The following is a 17,688-nucleotide window of genomic DNA, read 5'->3' on the forward strand; positions in this document are numbered from 1 at the left end:
AACGTCAGGTATATCCGCGCCATTCATCGTCGGATTTATTCAGGACGGTCCCAAGCAGTTTTTTGCTGCTTAAAAGGCGCATACTTTCTTCAATTTCCGATTTGGAGCACATCCCATTGCCCACCACCAGCAAAACACAATCAACATTTGGCATAAAGGCAATAGCATCATCAGTCGCAAGAAGTGGCGGCAAATCAAATATAATAATTCTCGAAGCGTAGCGGTCTTTTACTTCCTCAACAAAGGCTGACATTTTTCTGGATGACATTAAAGCAGAACTATCCTTATAGGCTTTGTTATTTGGCAGCACTACAAGCCTTTGAATGCCTGGATTAACCAGCATTTCTTCCAGTTCTACCTTACCGTCAAAATAGTCCATTATTGAATGTTTGGTTATAAGTCCGAGATTCTTGGAAACTTCCGGTTTCTTAAGATCAAAATCGGCAAGCATGATTGAGAAATCATTATACCTTGCCATCGAAATCGCCAGGTTGACAGAGATAACCGTTTTTCCGCAGCCTTGCGTCGGTGATGTAACCGCAATAGTTTTCCAGCCGTTTTCCTGCATCTTTGATAATATTTTGGTTCTCAGAATGTCAAAAATGGTCGACTTTACATCCTGTTGATTATAAACGATTATCCGGTGCTTTTCCAGATGAGCGGGGTCAAGGTCAACCGTTTTCGTATTGACATACGAAAATTCATCAAGACCTTTTGAAGCGCCATTTGACCTTTTATGCTTGCCGTTTTTCGGAGTAATGCCAGCAGCAAGGTTCTGTTTTTTTACTTTTTCAATGGCCTGTTTAATTCGCTCCATTAAGCTTCCCTTTCAAATTGCTGGAAATCAACTGATCCTCGACCAAACTTTAAAAAAGAAGATATCGAGCGGTAAATATAGGAAATGTACCAACACCAACGCACACACAATACTGGCAACAGAAAACCCGGCAATTATCTTAATTCGGTTTTTGCTATGGGCTGTCTCTTCCCAGGTTTCAATATATGGAATATTAGCAAGCGGTTGCTGTTGGACTGCTTCGGTAAGTCGCGCCATGCCATAAACACTTCCATCAATCATTTCAATAAGGAATATGGCACCAACACCAGCCGCTACTGCGAGAAGGAACCCCAGCATAATTATTTTCTGTCTGTTAGGGCGGATCGGTTTTTCTGCCAGAACCGGTGGCTCAAGCACCAGAAAGCGTTCCGCTTTCTTTTCCTCTTCCAGACTTTCAGAAAGCTGCGCATCCATAAGTTTTGCTTTGATGGATTCGTATTGCGCCAAAGCATTTTCATAATTCCGGTTAAGAGCCCTGAGCCCTCTTTCGACCTGAGGTGTCTGGATTATTGTTTTCTCCAGATCAGCGATATTTTTTTCCAGTTCTTTTTTAAGCGCCAATTGAGTTTTGATTGTATCGTCAATTGATGCAATTCGCGCCTGTATTTTTGCTGCAACCGGGTCGCCAACAATTTCCGGTGAACCATCACCGCCTCCGCCTCCGGCAGCAATTTTTTCCTTTAGCTGACTGATTTTTCGTTTCAGGGAAACAATATCAGGGTGGGCATCACCATAAATTGTTGATTTTTCTGCTAGCTGTGCCTCAAGTTTTGCCAGTTCCTGTTCCGGGTTGGCGGAAATTTCATTTTGGCCATTATCTGTGCTATATGTCCTTGAGGATAGATCAATTTCAAGCAGACTTTTTTGTGATTCAAGTGTTTTAATGGAAAGATCAATATCCTCAGCGGCCCGGACCGCACGCTCACGCTGATTAATGCGAAGGTCAAGATGTTCCGGCAATGCACTGCTATTTTGCTGTTTGTAGTCGGCTACCTGATTTTCAATATCTTCGAGCTGGTCTTTTAGCTTTGTTGTTTCGTTATTCAAAAAATCAGTTGTTTCAGAAGCGCGGGAAATTCTGTTTCTGACATTTTCATCCAGGAAAAGTGTCACAAATTCATTGGCAACACTAAACGCAAGATTGGGTTTGCTGTGCTCTACGGATATTCTAAAAGCAATTGCCGTTTTGCCATTATTCTTCTGGCCCTGAACGTCAGCGCTTATTATTTCCACTGAAACCATATTGCGCATCCGCTCAACCAGATCCGATGCCGGAATGCTTCTTCTGGCATCACCAAAAAGATTAAATTTATCAATTATTCTCAGAAGATTTTCCCGGATCATAACCCTTTGGGTAATCACGCCAATTCTTTCATCAGCATAACTGGTGACTGTTGATTGAACAAAATTATCCGGTATCTGTTGCGATTCAACCATAATTGTACCGGTGGACTGGTAAACCGGAGCCATAAGTAGCGCCACACCAATACTCACTGCTAACACAAGTACAAACGGAATAATCAGAAATAGATATCGCCGCTTCAATATTGCGAAATAATCTCTTAACGTTAACTCTGCTTCAGAATATTCCATTTCAATTCGGCCTTTTAATATGCTATGGAAATTGAGAAAAGATTAGAAATGCCCCAGTCATTGCTCAGGCCAATTCTTTGTCGGCGCAGCTGATAACGCAGCCTTATGTTCAGATCTCTCATCACTTCAAAACTTACCCAGGGGCTAACCCCAAAAAACTCATTATTCAGCTGGGTAATATTATTCAGATCCTTACTGCGTCGCCAGGATGCCGAGAGCCCGTAATTTACTGATTCAGAGAAATTATAAGTCGTGTTAAACTCAACAGAATCTGACTGTCTTACACCACCAAGACCACTGGGCAGCAATTCCCGTGCGCCCCGCAGTGATATTTGGTTATTTTCAAGTTGATGATTGAGCTCGACAATCGCACTCCAGCGGTAATCACCTGAAAGATACGTTGCTCCGCCGGTCACTGTGACAAGTGTATTTTCATCAAATTCATAACTAAATCCGGCCAGATAGCTATAGCTGTTTAAGGGTCTCATAAATATATTATCGGGTTCATAGCGAAGGTAAGAGAAATTCTGAACCAGTGAAGTTCTTTCATTAAGAGCCACGTCGAGGCCAACTCCAGCAACGTTGCTCCAATAATTATTATAATTTATTGTCGAATAGTCGAGTATTTGAAAGCTGTCTGAAAATCTTAATGACCAGGTTTCATTTAAACTGGTTTTTAATCCGAATGAGACATTCCCACGATCCCTCCATCCATTGTTCCCGGCATAAATGCCGGTATCAAGAAACTCGGTTTCAAAAACGGACTGACGATCAAATCCGCCGCCCAATGTTAACGTCGAATATTCATATTCATAAACACCATTTACATCAGCACCGAAATTAAATCTGTCTTTCTGTATCGCCTGGTCAGATGATAATGCATAAGCACCATAGGCGGTAAAGGTTGTTTGTGAGCCTTCATCCTCTATCGTTAAACCAACGGTTGGTCTTATGTTTAAAATATAGACTGATTGTTTATTAGTGCTGCTGAGGTACCGGTTATCATCATAAGATCCTTCGGCGGAAAGCCCAAAAGTCGTATCCGTTACTGCCGCATTGGTATATTGTGCCGACAATAAGGCTGCAGAGCAAACACCAAGAAACAGCCGTCCTTTGACAGCCTTCAGTGGCTTTTTAGTTATTATTTTTTTTCTGGACACTTTTGATCACCCTTATCTGATTTTAAAATAATTTACGGAACAATAACCACATCACCGGCTTTTAAAATAAAGCTCATTGAATCAATAGTTTTACCGGACAGCAAATCATCATAATTATACTGGAAATATCTGACTTTGCCATTTTCAATTCTTTGCACTTTTATTCCGCCACCATCAGCGAAACGGTCTAGCCCGCCGGCAAGGCTTAAAACCTGTGCAATGGTCATTTGGGAACTCATAATAAATTCCCCCGGCTTAAGAACTTTCCCGATGACATAAACCCTGTTTCCCGTTACAGACAATACGAGAACGGTTACCTCGGCCCCTGGAATAGTGTCAGAAAGTTTTTCTTCAATAATCTTTTCAAGTTCGACACTTGAAACCCCGACAACATTAACGCTACCAATCAGCGGAAAAGTGATATGTCCATCCGGAAGTACCGTTACTTCCTTATCCAGAGTATCTTCGCGCCAGACAGATATATGAAGCTGATCACCGGGATTTAATGTATACCCGGTCAATGCCTGCGCCTGCAAAGAAGATGTCCCAATCAGCAATCCGGCAAAAGCCAATATGAGCAGTGATATAGATTTCATTTATATTTCAACCAGTTCTCTTTATAATTTTCACTAAGTTATAATATTTTACCCTTTTATAAAATAAAATAATTAACAATTGATAATTATCATTTTTTTCTTTGCCAATAAGTTGCCTGTAAGTATGTCACTTTCTGACTTTTTCCAGTCACAATTTTACAGAATTTTATAGAAAAGCTAAAAAGACAAATTGAATTTTTCTATAGTCAAAATCAATTTTAACAGGATTGAAAACCGGCTGATTGAAAATTTAACTGTCCGGATCTAATAAAAAAACTCCGGCCCGGTGGCGACACAGACTTTCCCAAAACAACTCCAGACGCAAAAAATCAGGCGCAAAGCACCTGACATTATACTATTAGCCAAAAAATAAACCCCGAAACCGGGGACGTATAACTTTGATTATACGCCCCGGGAGGAATTTAATTATGCAAATACAGCTTTAGTTTTTCTTCTGCGGCGAGCAAGGAAACCAACACCAAGCATCGCTGTAGAGAAGGCAATCAAAGCTGGTGGAAGTGGAACAGCAGCCACTGTCAGTGTATAACCACCACCATTTGAAAGGAAGTTACCTGTTACAGTCATTGTACCAGTTTGACCTGTTGTCAAAGCATGGAAGAACTCAGGAAACGGATTTGAAAGCATAACACCCAAACCATTTGTAACTATCTGTACACCACCCAGATCCCAAGTAAGGACCAGGTTTGAAATACCATAGTTATTAAGTGCTGTAGGATGGTTTACGCTGACAGCAAAGCTGAGATTTGTATCTTCAGATGCAGTAAATGAGTAAACATCATTAATGGCTGTTCCGCCTTGTCCGGCACCAACATCGTTATTGTAACTGGCAAAAAAGCTCGGATCTACTGATACGGCCTGTGCACCACTTACTGCCATAAATGTCGATACGACTAGAGCACTTAGTACAATATATAATTTTTTAAACATAACTTTCGTTCCTCAACGGTTATTTCGAATTTTTTATAATAATTGGCTAAAACTTATTACCAAACTTATCACACACAATATTAGCAATAATCATGCCAACTTTATTTTACCCTTTATTTTCAACACATTAATCATGGTCTATATATAACCGGCATATCCAATTGTAAAGATTTTTAACAGTTTTAAATTACCAATCCTACTTTGGGACACATGGTTTTTTTCAGTCACATAACCAATTTGCCATACAGCAATCACTTATATAGCAAAATGAATCTTTTGAACATAAAATTTTTTATAAATTTTAACTATTGTTCATTTATAGGGGTCTTTTAAAAAAAATCGGAACTATTAATTGCTTATTCATGAACTGCGCATAATATAGCACTCAATTTTTTATAGGCTTTTAAGCAAAAAATTTAAAAGGTAAAATTTTGACGCAAAATAAAACAATATCAAAGGATAAACACGGCTCCGTGAGAAATATTCCTATTTCCAATGCGGTTCTGACCGTGCTTTATGTCATGTTTGATGGCCTCTGGATAATTGCGAGCGGAGCAATCTGTTATTACCTTATTTTCAATTTTTCCGTTGTGAACTCAAAAATTTATTCATCTGCCATCATTTTTGTCGTTTTCTGTTCCTGGTTCCTTTCCCATTTTGCAAGCCTTTATACATTTGAAACATTTATTAGCCCATATCAGAATATGCTGAAATTTATTGTGGTGCTGGCGACAGCATTCTGCCTGTTTATATCAATTGCCTTTTCGCTCTCTGTAACCGACTATTTTAACAAACAATGGGTTTATTATTTTATTGCCAGTTCTATCACGTTGGTCATTCTGGGGCGGGTTGTCGGGTACTACGTCATAAAAACAATGGCGAAAAACAGGCTTTTCTCCAGAAATGTGATCATCGTCGGCAGTGATCGCCGTGCCGAAATGCTTATAGATAAAATTGAAAGTGAATATCCCAAGTTAAATAATATCATTGGCATTTTTGATGACCGAAAAGAACGGGCCGGACCGGAAGTTTGTGGCTATCCGGTTCTGGGGGACCTTAATGAGCTAACGCGGTATATCAGGAATAATAAAGTTGATGATGTTATTATCACCCTGCCCTGGAGCGCCGATGACCGGCTTTATAACATTGCAAGAAAACTGCGGGAATTACCGGTACATATCTATTTAAGTTCCGATCTGGTCGGCTACCGCATACCCTATAAGCCCTCAACCAATCATTTTATCGGCATTCCGATGATTGAAGTGGTCAAAACCCCCTTCTCCGACTGGATGATTTTTATCAAAAAGGTTGAGGATATTATCTTCTCACTGGTTGCCCTCATCATTTTTGCTCCGCTGATGCTAATCATAGCCGCTGCAATCTGGATCGAAAGTCCCGGGCCCGTCATTTTCCGCCAGAAAAGATATGGCTATAACAATAAAATTTTCGAAATTTATAAATTCCGATCAATGACCCATAACCCGGTTCAGGAAGGAAAAACCCAACAGGCCACCAAAAATGATGCGCGGGTAACCCGGGTTGGTAAATTTATCCGAAAAACCAGCCTCGATGAACTGCCACAGATTTTCAATGTGCTAAACGGCAGCATGTCGCTGGTGGGTCCCCGCCCCCATGCGGTTGACCATAATGAAGATTATGCAAAAGTGATTGATGGTTATTTCGCCCGTCACCGGGTTAAGCCCGGCATTACCGGCTGGGCCCAGATTAATGGCTTCCGCGGGATCACTGACACCGTTGATAAAATGGAAAGTCGGGTAAAATATGATGTTTATTATGCCGAAAACTGGTCCTTATTTTTTGATCTTCAAATATTGATCGGCACCGTTTTTGTCGGTTTCATCAGTAAAAACGCACATTAAAATTCACCTAACTCCGGGCGTGCCGTTCTGCCTTCATGGTTAGGGACACAAGAATGATCGCAATAATGCAGGATCCGACAATTAGCATAAATCCGGCATCCCATCCCGCCCTGTCGACCGCATAGCCAATCGCAATATTGGCTGATACCGTACCACCGACATATCCGAAAAGGCCGGTAAATCCGGCAGCGGTTCCCGCCGCTTTTTTAGGGACAAGATCAAGCGCGAAAAGACCAATCAGCATTACAGGACCATAAATAAAAAATCCGATCGCAATCAGCATGGCAATATCAAGGCCCGGATTAGCCGCCGGATTAAGCCAGTAAACCAGCACACAGACCATCGTAATCGCCATAAAAATAACCAGTACCGGCGAACGATGTGCCTTAAAATATTTATCCGATATCCAGCCGCAGATAATGGTTCCCGGTATTCCGGCCCATTCATAAAAAGCATAGCCTAAGCTACTATCATCAAATGAAAAACCCTTGACTTCGCGCAGGTAAGTCGGGGCCCAGTCAAGCACCCCGTACCTGACCAGATAGACAAACGCATTGGCCACCGCAATTGCCCAGAGCAGTTTATTATTCAGGACATATTCCAGAAAAATCTCTTTTGCTGAAAATTCCTTTTCATGGCTTTTATTATATTCAAATGCGGTCGGGTAATTATGATGATATTCCTCGATCGTCGGCAAGCCTTGCGACTGCGGCGTATCCCGCACCATATAAAGAATGAACAGAGAAATCGCGACGGCAATCATACCGTGAAAATAAAAAACCGAATGATAATCGTTAAAAATCTTCATTCCCCAGATTGCCAGTATGCCGACCATGCCTCCGCCAACATTATGGGCAACATTCCAGATCGCCATTTTTGTCCCGCGTTCGTACGGAGAAAACCAATGAACCATCACCCTGCCCGACGGCGGCCAGCCCATACCCTGAAACCAGCCATTGATAAGAAGTAATGTGAACATTATGGCAACCGAACTAGTGGCCCAGGCCATCGTTCCCATCATAATCATCGTCAGCGCCGATGCCATTAGGCCAAGTGCCATAAAATAACGGGCATTACTGCGGTCAGATACGCTGCCCATAATAAATTTGGACACGCCGTAAGCAATGGCAACACCGGACAAGGCAAAACCCAGTTCAGTTCTTGAATAACCTTCCTCAATTAATGACGGCATCGCCAGGGTGAAGTTTTTCCGGACCAGATAAAAACCAGCATATCCAATGAATATGCCGATAAACACCTGAAGCCTGAGGCGGCTATATTCACTATCCACGTTGGCTTCATCAATTGCCTCGATATGTGCCGCGGGCTTTAAAAATCCTATCATTGTCCCTTACCCTTTTTTATTTTTTATGTAAAAACCTGACAACCCGATCCGGAAAATCACTGAATAGGCCATCAACCCCGACTTTATTATAAAATATGTCTAAGAGCTCCTCAAAACTGCCGACAAATTTTGGCATAGCAAAGCGCTCAGCCCGAAAAGTATATGGATGAACCACTAGTCCCGCATCATGGGCATTCTTTACCAGATCGGTAATATGATAACCGGCGGCACTGTCATCCGCTTTGGTGATCATGGATATGCTCGGGCCAATACCGTCGGCGTATTTTGATAGGGCTATGAGGCCATCTCTCGTTATTATATCTTTGTAATCATCCTCTTCCCCCATAAGCTGAACCAGTTTGATATCGATCCCCAGTTCTGGCAGAAGTTCATCATGAACCCGTTTCAGATCATCAAATTCAAAGGTCTGATAGTAAGCGTTGCTGTTTTTACTGTCATAACCATATTTTTTAAATGTCTGTAAAATGGCTTTGCTTAAATCCTTCCCTTCCGAAAGATGAAATGCGGCGCTTTTTGATTCTGTATAAATCCCGATATTTTGTCCGGTTGATTTATTAAGTCCCTGTATCATTTCAATTTCATCTTCCAGCGTATGAACTTTGAATATTGATTTCCCCAAGGGAAAACGCCCGGGGAAATAAGCAACCCTTTTTCCGCCGTCATCAATATGAAACCTCTCAAGCACATTAAGGGTCAGGATTTCTGCAAGTGTAAAATCTATCACATAATAGCGCCCATCCGCGCGCTTGCGGCTTGGAAATTTTTCCTGAACGTCAGTGACCTGATCAAGAAAATGATCATGCAGCACGACCAGCCGGTTATCCTTGGTCATCACAACATCCTGTTCAATATAATCAGGGCCCATGGCATAGGCCATTGCCTTTGCCGGCATGGTATGCTCAGGAAGATACCCACTGGCCCCACGGTGGGCAACGACGATTTTTTCTGCGGCAATTGCTGTTGTCATTGTAATAACCACTAATGATAAAATTAATGTGATAAGACGCATTATTCCATTCTCCCGATTTTGCGCAAATCACAGTGCATGGATTAATCGGTATTTGCAATAAACAATTTTGTGAACAACAGTTTATGTCACTAATTTCATATTTCGTTAAACCGGTTTTTAATTTTCTTTATCTCTTCTTCTGTCATGTGAAGGCCAAGTTTACTTCGCCGCCAGAGCAGGTCATCGGCTGATCTGACCCACTCATATTTGCTCAGATAGACCACTTCCTTCTCGTAAAGGCCCGCACCATAATACTGACCCAAGTCGTCAACCGATCTCACTTTTTCAAGGACGGTCCAGGCAAGCGTTCCGTAACTTCGAAAAAGTCTGGTGGCCATTTCCGGTTTTAGAAATGGATAATCAACACAGAATTTCTGATATTTTTGATCATAGTCGGCGAATTTAAAATCGCCCCCGGGAAGCGAACTTCCCGCTGTCCAATGTCCCGGCATGTCAGGGAAAAAATGCTTTAACTGATCAAGGCTTTTTTCCGCCAGCGCCCGATAAGTGGTGATCTTGCCACCGATAATATTCAGCAGGGCATTTTTCTTATCAAGCTTTAGAACAAAATCCCTTGTGGCCGCCTGTGCCTTGCTTGCGCCGTCATCATAAAGCGGGCGGACACCGGCATAATGGCTGATCACATCGTCGGGCGAAATATCTTTCTGAAAATAATCATTGGCCAATTCACATAAATACTCAATTTCGCTCTGGTCGATATGAATATCTGACAGATTGCCCTTAAAATCCTGATCAGTCGTCCCGATCAGGGTAAAATTTTTCTGATAGGGAATGACAAAAATAATCCTGCCCTGCTTTCCCTGAAAAACATACGCCCGGTCATGATCATATAATTTTTTGATGATGATATGGCTGCCTTTTACCAGCCTGATCATTTTCCTGTCATGATGAAGAAAAACATCGCTTAGAACCTGATCAACCCATGGGCCGGCGGCATTAACAATCACTTTGGCCTTTATCTTTTTTTCAACATTACCCACTGTGTCCAGCAGGGTGATTTGCCATAATCCGTCCTCACGCACAGCTTTTATACATTTATGCCGGGTCAGGATTTCCGCGCCATGATCACGGGCAACAATGGCGTTAAGCAGCACAAGACGCGCATCATCAACCCAGCAGTCTGAATATTCAAAAGCCTTGTTATACCCCGGTTCAAGAACGCCTGAGAATGGTTCATTTTTTAAGGAAACCGTTTTTGTCGGCGGCAATATTTTTCGCCCCCCGAGATGGTCATAAATAAACAGCCCAAGACGCAGGAACCATGCCGGGCGAAGACCTTTCTGCGGCAGCAAAAAGCGCATCGGTTTAATGATATGGGGCGCCGCATTCAGCAGGACTTCGCGTTCAGTAAGGGCTTCATGAACAAGGCGAAATTCAAAATATTCAAGATAACGAAGTCCGCCATGAATAAGCTTGGTGCTGGCTGATGATGTGCCGCTGGCCAGGTCATTCTGTTCGGCCAATATAACTTTAAGTCCCCGCCCTGCGGCATCCGCTGCAATACCACAGCCATTAATACCGCCACCTATAATGAAAATATCGGCGGCTTCAGTCAATTCATGGTTCCTTTATATATTTGGCAAGAAATTTTTCAATTTCCTGATAAAATTTTACTGTATATTTTTCCCTTTCTTCTCACAAGCCTATATAGTCTGAACATGACTTTTTTTCATAAGGATAACTGATATGAATAATCTTAAATTAATAATGGATAGTATTGGCTGGATCGGGGCATTGTCCTTACTGATTGCCTATCTGCTTATCTCAAACGGAAAACTGGATGCCAGCAAAAAGCTCTATCAGTATTTAAACCTGATCGGCAGTTTTTGTCTGATCAGCAACACTTATTATTATGGGACCATGGCACTGGTTTTTCTGAATGGCGTATGGGCACTGATCGGAATAAACAGCTTGCGAAAAATGTTCACAGAAGAAAATTAACTATTTTAAAAATAACATATTAACTTTAGCTTATCTTAATCATTTATCATTAGTATTTTTTCAAAATAACGCTACGATATATTCATTAAATAACGGATGCCCAGTGATCTCGGAAAAAAGAACAAGTTTACCATTTAAGCAAATATTGCCTTTTATAGGCATCATAACCCTGTTGTTGACAGGATGTGGTGGCGGAGCAAGCAGCGGGGGCAGCACGACCGGCCCAACTATCGTTAACCCGCCTGCGCCAGTTCCGGATCCTAATCCAACACCAACACCAATTGCCTATAACACAGCGGAATACCGCCAGAATCCGTCGCTGGCACAGATGAATGTGCAGGCAGCATATTTAAACTGCATCACAGGTGATGGTATTTTGGTTGCTGTTATTGATTCAGGCGTTACTGAAGTACCGGAGCTTCAGGGTAAACTTCATCCAAGCAGTACAAACATAGTAACGGGTGACCCAAATGATGGTGATGACTTTAACGGCCATGGAACAGCAATGGCAGGGATCATTGCCGCCAACCGTGATCAGGATACAAATTTTAATAGCTTTAATATGCATGGCTCGGCCTTTAATGCCCAAATTTTAAATATAAATTCAACAACGTCCGCTGATTGCACCGATTTTACCGATTGCTCCTTTTATCATTCAAATATTGCCGCTGCCTATGATTATGCCGTTGCTCATAATGCCAGAATCATTAATGAAAGCCTTGGGTCTGATACCCCAAGCAGTCCTTCATTACAGCTTGCCGCGAAAAATGCTGTTGAAGCCGGACTTTTAATTGTTCTGCCTGCAGGAAATATATCTGCCGGTGATCCTCCGGGAACAGGCGACAGTATTGAAAGGTCATCAGAAGTTGCCTATGCAGACTGGGCAAACGGGCAGATCATTGTTGCCGGTTCCGTTGATGAAAATAATGTCATTTCCGACTTCAGCTTTAAGGCTGGTGACGCCGCCAAAAATGTTTATCTGATGGCACCGGGCAGTGGAATCATTGCCCCGGATCATGATCTGGATAATGATTATCAGTATGTTGAAATTCAGGGCACTTCAGCCTCAACAGCGCAGATTTCAGGTATCGCTGCTTTGCTGATGGAAGCTTATCCAAACCTTACTGCTGCCCAGGTTGCTGATCTGCTCTTTACAACAGCAACGGACCTTGGCGATCCTGGCGTAGATGCCATTTATGGTCGCGGACTTGTCAATGTTGCTGAAGCCTTTAGCGCCCAGGGCACGCTATCAATTGCCGGAACAGGAATAGCAGCAGGCGTGGACATAGGCACAAAAGACAGCATTGCCCAGCAGAACCTTATTTTTTCAGGGGGCGCATTCGGGGCGGATATTTCTTTTTCTGGCGAATTTAACGATATTATGGTGCTGGATAAGTATCAACGATCTTTTCAAATTGATTTTTCCGGCGGCATATATGCCCCTGAGCCGGTGATGGCACTTGATACTTATTTAGAAAATAATTTAAGCAGCCGCAATCAGCAGATGCGCCTTAATGACCGCACAACATTAAAACTCGGCTGGCAGCATGACACAAGATTCAATCAAATTGATAAAAGCATTTTTAGCGGTCATCTTGGGCGTGAGAGACGAGCAGAAAACCTTCGTATGTCCCTTGCCTATGACTTAAGCGATAAACAAATTGCAAAAATTTCGGGTGGCATGTCAATTGCCGAAATGATGGAGGATTACCGCCCTGACGATTATATTGCCCAGGGAAAATTCGGATATAGTTCCCTTTTAAATGCACATGGTCTTCGTGCTCTTTCCTATAAAACCATGCTTGGTAAAAACAGCACATTTGAAACCGCTTATGCCAGCAGCAGAATGACATTTAACGAAAATCTCTTTGGTTTTAATATAAAAAGCGAAAGCACACTGCTTATGAACCGTTATTCGCATTTTGTATCCGATAAGTTTTTGATCAGTGTTGATCTTGGCCTTCTAAATGAAAAAGGCAGCGTCCTCGGGGCCGTTTCAACGGGTGCTCTCGAAATCGGGTCCGGTGCCCGGACCGCGTTCAGCGGCACCAATATGGATTACAGACTTTCAGATAACAGCAGCTTTTTTGCCCGGGCATCATTCGGTCTTACCAATGTGGATCAAAGCGGCAAAAGCCTCATAAGCAATATTTCAACATTAAAATCAATGAGCTATCTTGTCGGGTTTAAATCAAGCGGCCTGATATTTGAAAACGATCAGGTCTCGCTGACAATGAGCCAGCCACTCAGACTTCAAACGGGTTATGCAACAATCAGTCATGCCATTGACCGAAATTACCTTACGAACGATTTTACAATGGCCTATAACCGCTTTTCCCTCACTCCCGGAGGGCGTGAGCAGGATTTTGAGCTCTCCTATTCCATTGTTGATTTTCATGGTGCCAGACTTCAGTTTAATTTGCTGCACCAGTTAAATCCCGGGCATTTAAGAAGCATTAAAAGTGCAACCAGTCTGTTGTTCAGGGTCGGATCGGCATTTTGATATGGCAGAAATTCTCAGTCTCAGTAAAGCAAGAAAGAAAAAGACCCGCGCCGAGAAAGAAAATCGCGCCACTGAAAATCGTGTTAAATTCGGCAGGACAAAAGCGGAAAAGAAACTGACTGAAGCAAAAAAAGCAAAGCGTGAAAAGGATTTGAGCGCCCATAAACGCGACGATTAAGCGTCACTTTCTTCACCGGGCTTATAATAATCCGGCAAATGCATTTTGACCACTTCACTATCCTCCGCCCAGGCATGACAGCTATTGAGCACTACTGGCTTCACATGGTCTTCATGATCCTGCTTTCTGGCGGCATTTTTCTGAATATTGCCCATCAATGTCTGAAAGGACACTGTTGCGAGTGGCTGAAGCAGTTCCGTGATATGGGTGCAGCCATTCCTGCCTTTAACCTTTTCATTTATGGCGCGGCGCCATCCGGGACCAATACGGATACCGATCAGCTGTTTATAGGCATCTACGATGGCCGGACACATTTCAAACGGGCTATTGTCAGTTGCCGCCTCAACATCACGGATTAAAAACCGGTCATCCACTGTCAGTCGCACCCACATTTCATGGATTGGCTCGCCTGCTTTGATCCCCTGCCGCCAGCGGTTTTCAATGTCATAGCTTTTGATATCCGTCATATGGGCTTCAATATCCCATAGCCCGTCTTCACGGTGAAAACCGTTCAGTTCGATGCTGCGGGTATGGATTTTTTTTCGTGCGGCCGGTGCTGATAATGGCATTGAGCGTTCCCAAATATTACTTAAACTGTCTAATTTATATCCCATTAAATGAATTTAGTCATGGTATTTACTGTGCTAATGGGTTATTTCAGGAAAAAATCCGGGAAGATGATATGACGAAAAAAGCGGTTGTTTTACTTAGTGGCGGTCTTGACAGCTCAACCTGTGTGGCGATTGCACAGGATCAGGGCTTCGATGTTTATGGGCTCAGCTTCCGTTATGGGCAGCGTGATACCCATGAACTGGATGCCGCCGAAGCGGTGGCAAAGGCCATGAACATCAAAAAGCATGTGATTATAGATATTGATCTGCGTGCCTTTGGCGGCTCGGCCCTGACCGATAATATAGATGTCCCAAAAGGAAGAACGTCGGAAGAAATGGATAGTGAAATTCCGGTCACATATGTCCCTGCCCGCAATACGATTTTTCTGTCCTTCGCTCTCGCCTTTGCTGAAACCTTAAAAAGTGATGATATCTTCATCGGTGTCAATGCTCTGGATTATAGCGGCTATCCCGATTGCCGCCCCGAATATATTGCTGCGTTTCAGGATATGGCCCGGCTTGCCACCAAAGCCGGTGTTGAAGGCGCCGGGGTTAGGATTAACACACCACTCATAAATATGAGCAAGGCCGAAATCATTAAAACCGGTCTGTCGCTAGGCGTAGATTATGGCCTGACCACCAGCTGTTATGACCCGGATCAGGACAGCATTGCCTGCGGTCAATGTGACAGCTGCCTGCTGCGCCTTAAGGGCTTTGCTGAGGCCGGCACTAAAGACCCGATCAGGTATCAGTCGTGACCTATTCAGTAAAGGAAATATTCTATACATTACAGGGCGAAGGGGCCCAAAGCGGTCGCCCGGCCGTTTTTTGCCGCTTTTCCGGCTGCAATCTCTGGTCCGGGCTTGAGCGTGACCGGGAAAACGCCATCTGTAACTTCTGCGACACCGATTTTGTCGGCACAAACGGCGAAAATGGCGGTAAATTTAAAGATGCTGATGCGCTTGCCGATAAAGTTGCCAGCCTCTGGCCCCATGCGGATCAGGGAAAACCCTATATTGTCTGCACCGGTGGCGAACCGCTTTTACAGCTTGATGTACCACTCATCAAAGCCTTTCAGGCACACGGGTTTGAAGTCGCGGTTGAAACCAACGGCACCATAAAAGCCCCTAAGGAACTGGACTGGGTCTGTGTCAGCCCGAAGGATATGAGCCAACTGGTTCAGATATCAGGCGATGAACTGAAACTTGTCTATCCGCAGGATAATGTGCAGCCACAGGATATTGAAAAGCTGAAATTTACCCATTATTACCTGCAGCCGAAGGATGAAGCGGGTATTGATCACACAAAAGAGGTCGTGGACTACTGCCTTCATCATCCGAAATGGAAATTAAGTCTTCAAACTCATAAGATTATTGGTATTTCTTAAAGTTATTTATGAAGTTTTTTCATTTGGATCTATTCTGAATATAGCCAGTCCCAACGCTGCCATGATCAGTGCGACTATGAAATTCAGGTAATTAAGAAACGCCCAGGGCGCATAATCAAACACAGCGACCCCCATCGCCCCCGAATAAAAGGCACCCCCTAATGACCAGGGCATCAGTGGCGTAATTAGCGTCGTGCTTTCTTCAATGGTTCGGGAGAGCATGCGCCGCTTTAGTCCCATTTCCCGGTATTTATTATTGAAAAGCTGGGCTGTTAAAACAATGGAAATATAGGACTGACCGGTTGCGATACTGGCAACAATCCCGGTCAGCATTGTCGCCGCAAGCAGTGAGAGTATATTTTTTAAGTGATTGAGTATTCCGGAAAGCAGTGCCGTCAAATACCCGACTTTGTCCAGCAGACCACCCAGTGCCATGGAAAAAAGCGCGATCGAAAAAGTGCCCATCATGCCCATAATGCCACCGCGGTTTAGAAGCCGGTCAAGGTCCGCATTGCCTGTCGCCGCCTTATAGCCTGTTTGAAGGCTGCTGAGTATTGAAATGATATTATGATGTTGCTGTAAAAGCGCAATGATAATAGCCGTAAGCGACGCCAAAATCATTGTCGGCTCAGCCGGCACCCTTTTAAAACTGAGCCCGAACAAAACAACAAGCGGCAAAAACCCCCAAAGACTGACAGTGTAATGATTTTCAATGGCCGCTTTAAATTCGATGATCCCTTCAGGCGAAAAGGCCTGTTCCGTATAGTTCATCCCGATCATTGTAAACAGGACCAGACAGATAATATAAGTGGGAATGGTGGTATAAAGCATTGATTTTATGTGGGTGTATAGGTCCGTCCCCGTCGTCAGCGCCGCCATATTGGTGGTGTCCGACACCGGCGACATTTTATCGCCGAAGCTGGCCCCGGCGATGACCATCCCGGCAACGATGGGAAGTGGTACCCCCATAGCGGCCCCAATGCCGATCAGGATCACCCCGACTGTTGCCACCGTCCCGACCATGGTCCCGACACAGACCGACATAAAACTGCATAAAATAAGCCCCATTGGCAGGAACACGGCCGGATGGACCAGGTCAAGACCATAATAAACAATACTGGCAATTGTTCCGCTTTCCAGAAAACTGGCGACGACCACGCCAATCAGAATAAAAACATAGGCCGCCCCAAGGGCATTATAAATGCCATCAGACATGATCTGCTTAATTTCCGAAAATTTAAAGCCAAGAAAATAGCTGTGAAGACTGGTCCAGATAATGCTTAAGATAAGAAGCACCTGAATGCTGATCCGAAATGCGACAACACCGGTAACGATCATCACCAAAATACCGCCAAAACAGATCAACGCATGCCAGAATCCTGGTGTTTTTTGTGAACTCAACGATAATTCCCTTTATTTCCCATAGTTTTACAGTTTGATGCCATTTGATCAAAAGGCCGGATCTTTTTTTAAAAACACTACAGCGATAAAAATTTTTATTCAATTGTTATTCTTTTAAAATCAGATATGGGAATATGATTTATCAATTATTCCAACCTCATTATTCAATATTTATTTTTCTGAAAATCACCCTTAAATTTCCGCCCCAATAGTCTACAACCTAGAGAATAAGCGGCTTACAGACTATTTCACCATT

16 protein-coding genes are annotated in these 17,688 nt (G+C 43.3%); 6 read left to right on the top strand and 10 right to left on the bottom strand.

The genetic code is table 11. The features are described from left to right. Window positions 1-4 precede the first annotated feature (4 nt). The 5 genes from R3D86_00310 to R3D86_00330 all read right to left on the bottom strand — a co-directional run bounded on the left by R3D86_00310 (window position 5) and on the right by R3D86_00330 (window position 5,135). Entirely contained in the window at window positions 5-817 is an 813-nt protein-coding gene (locus R3D86_00310; GenBank protein ID MEZ5756641.1) for a CpsD/CapB family tyrosine-protein kinase, read from the bottom strand. 27 nt (window positions 818-844) lie between these two features. Then, on the bottom strand, window positions 845-2,431 hold the full coding sequence (locus tag R3D86_00315) for a Wzz/FepE/Etk N-terminal domain-containing protein (protein ID MEZ5756642.1): 1,587 nt from the start codon (window positions 2,429-2,431) through the stop codon (window positions 845-847). A gap of 14 nt (window positions 2,432-2,445) precedes the next feature. Then, entirely contained in the window at window positions 2,446-3,591 is a 1,146-nt protein-coding gene (locus R3D86_00320; protein ID MEZ5756643.1) for a hypothetical protein, read from the bottom strand. Between the two features lie 32 nt (window positions 3,592-3,623). After that, window positions 3,624-4,187: a polysaccharide biosynthesis/export family protein gene (locus R3D86_00325; GenBank protein MEZ5756644.1), complete on the bottom strand. Its 564-nt coding sequence runs from the start codon at window positions 4,185-4,187 to the stop codon at window positions 3,624-3,626. A 426-nt stretch (window positions 4,188-4,613) separates the two neighbouring features. After that, the gene (locus tag R3D86_00330; GenBank protein MEZ5756645.1) at window positions 4,614-5,135 is read right to left on the bottom strand and encodes a hypothetical protein; all 522 of its coding nucleotides are present in this window, start codon (window positions 5,133-5,135) and stop codon (window positions 4,614-4,616) included. Window positions 5,136-5,608: 473 nt separating this feature from the next. On the opposite strand from R3D86_00330, the gene R3D86_00335 reads away from it, so the two are divergent. Then, window positions 5,609-7,015 carry an undecaprenyl-phosphate glucose phosphotransferase gene (locus tag R3D86_00335; GenBank protein ID MEZ5756646.1) on the top strand — a complete coding sequence of 469 codons (1,407 nt, stop codon included), beginning with the start codon at window positions 5,609-5,611 and terminating at the stop codon, window positions 7,013-7,015. 7 nt (window positions 7,016-7,022) lie between these two features. Here R3D86_00335 and glpT read toward each other — a convergent pair whose 3' ends face one another. From glpT to glpD, 3 genes are all read right to left on the bottom strand, one after another. Then, window positions 7,023-8,360 (bottom strand): glycerol-3-phosphate transporter, encoded by a 1,338-nt coding sequence (glpT, locus tag R3D86_00340; GenBank protein ID MEZ5756647.1) that lies wholly within the window; start codon window positions 8,358-8,360, stop codon window positions 7,023-7,025. A gap of 16 nt (window positions 8,361-8,376) precedes the next feature. Then, window positions 8,377-9,390 carry a glycerophosphodiester phosphodiesterase gene (glpQ, locus tag R3D86_00345; GenBank protein MEZ5756648.1) on the bottom strand — a complete coding sequence of 338 codons (1,014 nt, stop codon included), beginning with the start codon at window positions 9,388-9,390 and terminating at the stop codon, window positions 8,377-8,379. A gap of 95 nt (window positions 9,391-9,485) precedes the next feature. Next, entirely contained in the window at window positions 9,486-10,967 is a 1,482-nt protein-coding gene (gene glpD / locus R3D86_00350; GenBank protein MEZ5756649.1) for a glycerol-3-phosphate dehydrogenase, read from the bottom strand. 130 nt (window positions 10,968-11,097) lie between these two features. On the opposite strand from glpD, the gene R3D86_00355 reads away from it, so the two are divergent. From R3D86_00355 to R3D86_00365, 3 genes are all read left to right on the top strand, one after another. Further along, complete coding sequence (locus R3D86_00355) at window positions 11,098-11,352, top strand: hypothetical protein (GenBank protein ID MEZ5756650.1); 255 nt, start codon at window positions 11,098-11,100, stop codon at window positions 11,350-11,352. A 103-nt stretch (window positions 11,353-11,455) separates the two neighbouring features. Continuing rightward, window positions 11,456-13,855, top strand: a complete 2,400-nt coding sequence (locus tag R3D86_00360) for a S8 family peptidase (protein ID MEZ5756651.1) — start codon at window positions 11,456-11,458, stop codon at window positions 13,853-13,855. Between the two features lies 1 nt (window position 13,856). After that, window positions 13,857-14,033, top strand: a complete 177-nt coding sequence (locus R3D86_00365) for a DUF4169 family protein (protein ID MEZ5756652.1) — start codon at window positions 13,857-13,859, stop codon at window positions 14,031-14,033. Here the strand turns inward: R3D86_00365 and R3D86_00370 are convergent. Beyond that, entirely contained in the window at window positions 14,030-14,602 is a 573-nt protein-coding gene (locus R3D86_00370) for a DUF2889 domain-containing protein (GenBank protein MEZ5756653.1), read from the bottom strand. The genes R3D86_00365 and R3D86_00370 overlap by 4 nt on opposite strands. Between R3D86_00370 and queC the strand changes: the two genes are divergently transcribed. Both queC and queE read left to right on the top strand, forming a co-directional pair. Continuing rightward, complete coding sequence (gene queC, locus R3D86_00375) at window positions 14,596-15,402, top strand: 7-cyano-7-deazaguanine synthase QueC (protein MEZ5756654.1); 807 nt, start codon at window positions 14,596-14,598, stop codon at window positions 15,400-15,402. The genes R3D86_00370 and queC overlap by 7 nt on opposite strands. Continuing rightward, window positions 15,399-16,031, top strand: coding sequence for a 7-carboxy-7-deazaguanine synthase (gene queE / locus R3D86_00380; protein ID MEZ5756655.1), 633 nt, complete (start codon window positions 15,399-15,401; stop codon window positions 16,029-16,031). The genes queC and queE overlap by 4 nt, the downstream gene beginning before the upstream one ends. A 6-nt stretch (window positions 16,032-16,037) precedes the next feature. Here queE and nhaC read toward each other — a convergent pair whose 3' ends face one another. Continuing rightward, window positions 16,038-17,432 carry a Na+/H+ antiporter NhaC gene (gene nhaC / locus R3D86_00385; protein MEZ5756656.1) on the bottom strand — a complete coding sequence of 465 codons (1,395 nt, stop codon included), beginning with the start codon at window positions 17,430-17,432 and terminating at the stop codon, window positions 16,038-16,040. Window positions 17,433-17,688 lie beyond the last annotated feature (256 nt).

The sequence above is a fragment of the Emcibacteraceae bacterium genome, from assembly GCA_041396985.1.
Lineage (GTDB): Bacteria > Pseudomonadota > Alphaproteobacteria > Sphingomonadales > Emcibacteraceae > Pseudemcibacter.

Bases quoted from the DNA above. Each gene is read 5' to 3' on its own strand.
- R3D86_00310 (MEZ5756641.1), bottom strand. From the start codon at position 817: ATGGAGCGAATTAAACAGGCCATTGAAAAAGTAAAAAAACAGAACCTT.
- R3D86_00315 (MEZ5756642.1), bottom strand. From the start codon at position 2,431: ATGGAATATTCTGAAGCAGAGTTAACGTTAAGAGATTATTTCGCAATA.
- R3D86_00325 (MEZ5756644.1), bottom strand. From the start codon at position 4,187: ATGAAATCTATATCACTGCTCATATTGGCTTTTGCCGGATTGCTGATT.
- R3D86_00330 (MEZ5756645.1), bottom strand. From the start codon at position 5,135: ATGTTTAAAAAATTATATATTGTACTAAGTGCTCTAGTCGTATCGACA.
- glpT (MEZ5756647.1), bottom strand. From the start codon at position 8,360: ATGATAGGATTTTTAAAGCCCGCGGCACATATCGAGGCAATTGATGAA.
- glpQ (MEZ5756648.1), bottom strand. From the start codon at position 9,390: ATGCGTCTTATCACATTAATTTTATCATTAGTGGTTATTACAATGACA.
- R3D86_00355 (MEZ5756650.1), top strand. From the start codon at position 11,098: ATGAATAATCTTAAATTAATAATGGATAGTATTGGCTGGATCGGGGCA.
- R3D86_00365 (MEZ5756652.1), top strand. From the start codon at position 13,857: ATGGCAGAAATTCTCAGTCTCAGTAAAGCAAGAAAGAAAAAGACCCGC.
- queC (MEZ5756654.1), top strand. From the start codon at position 14,596: ATGGCATTGAGCGTTCCCAAATATTACTTAAACTGTCTAATTTATATC.
- R3D86_00370 (MEZ5756653.1), bottom strand. From the start codon at position 14,602: ATGCCATTATCAGCACCGGCCGCACGAAAAAAAATCCATACCCGCAGC.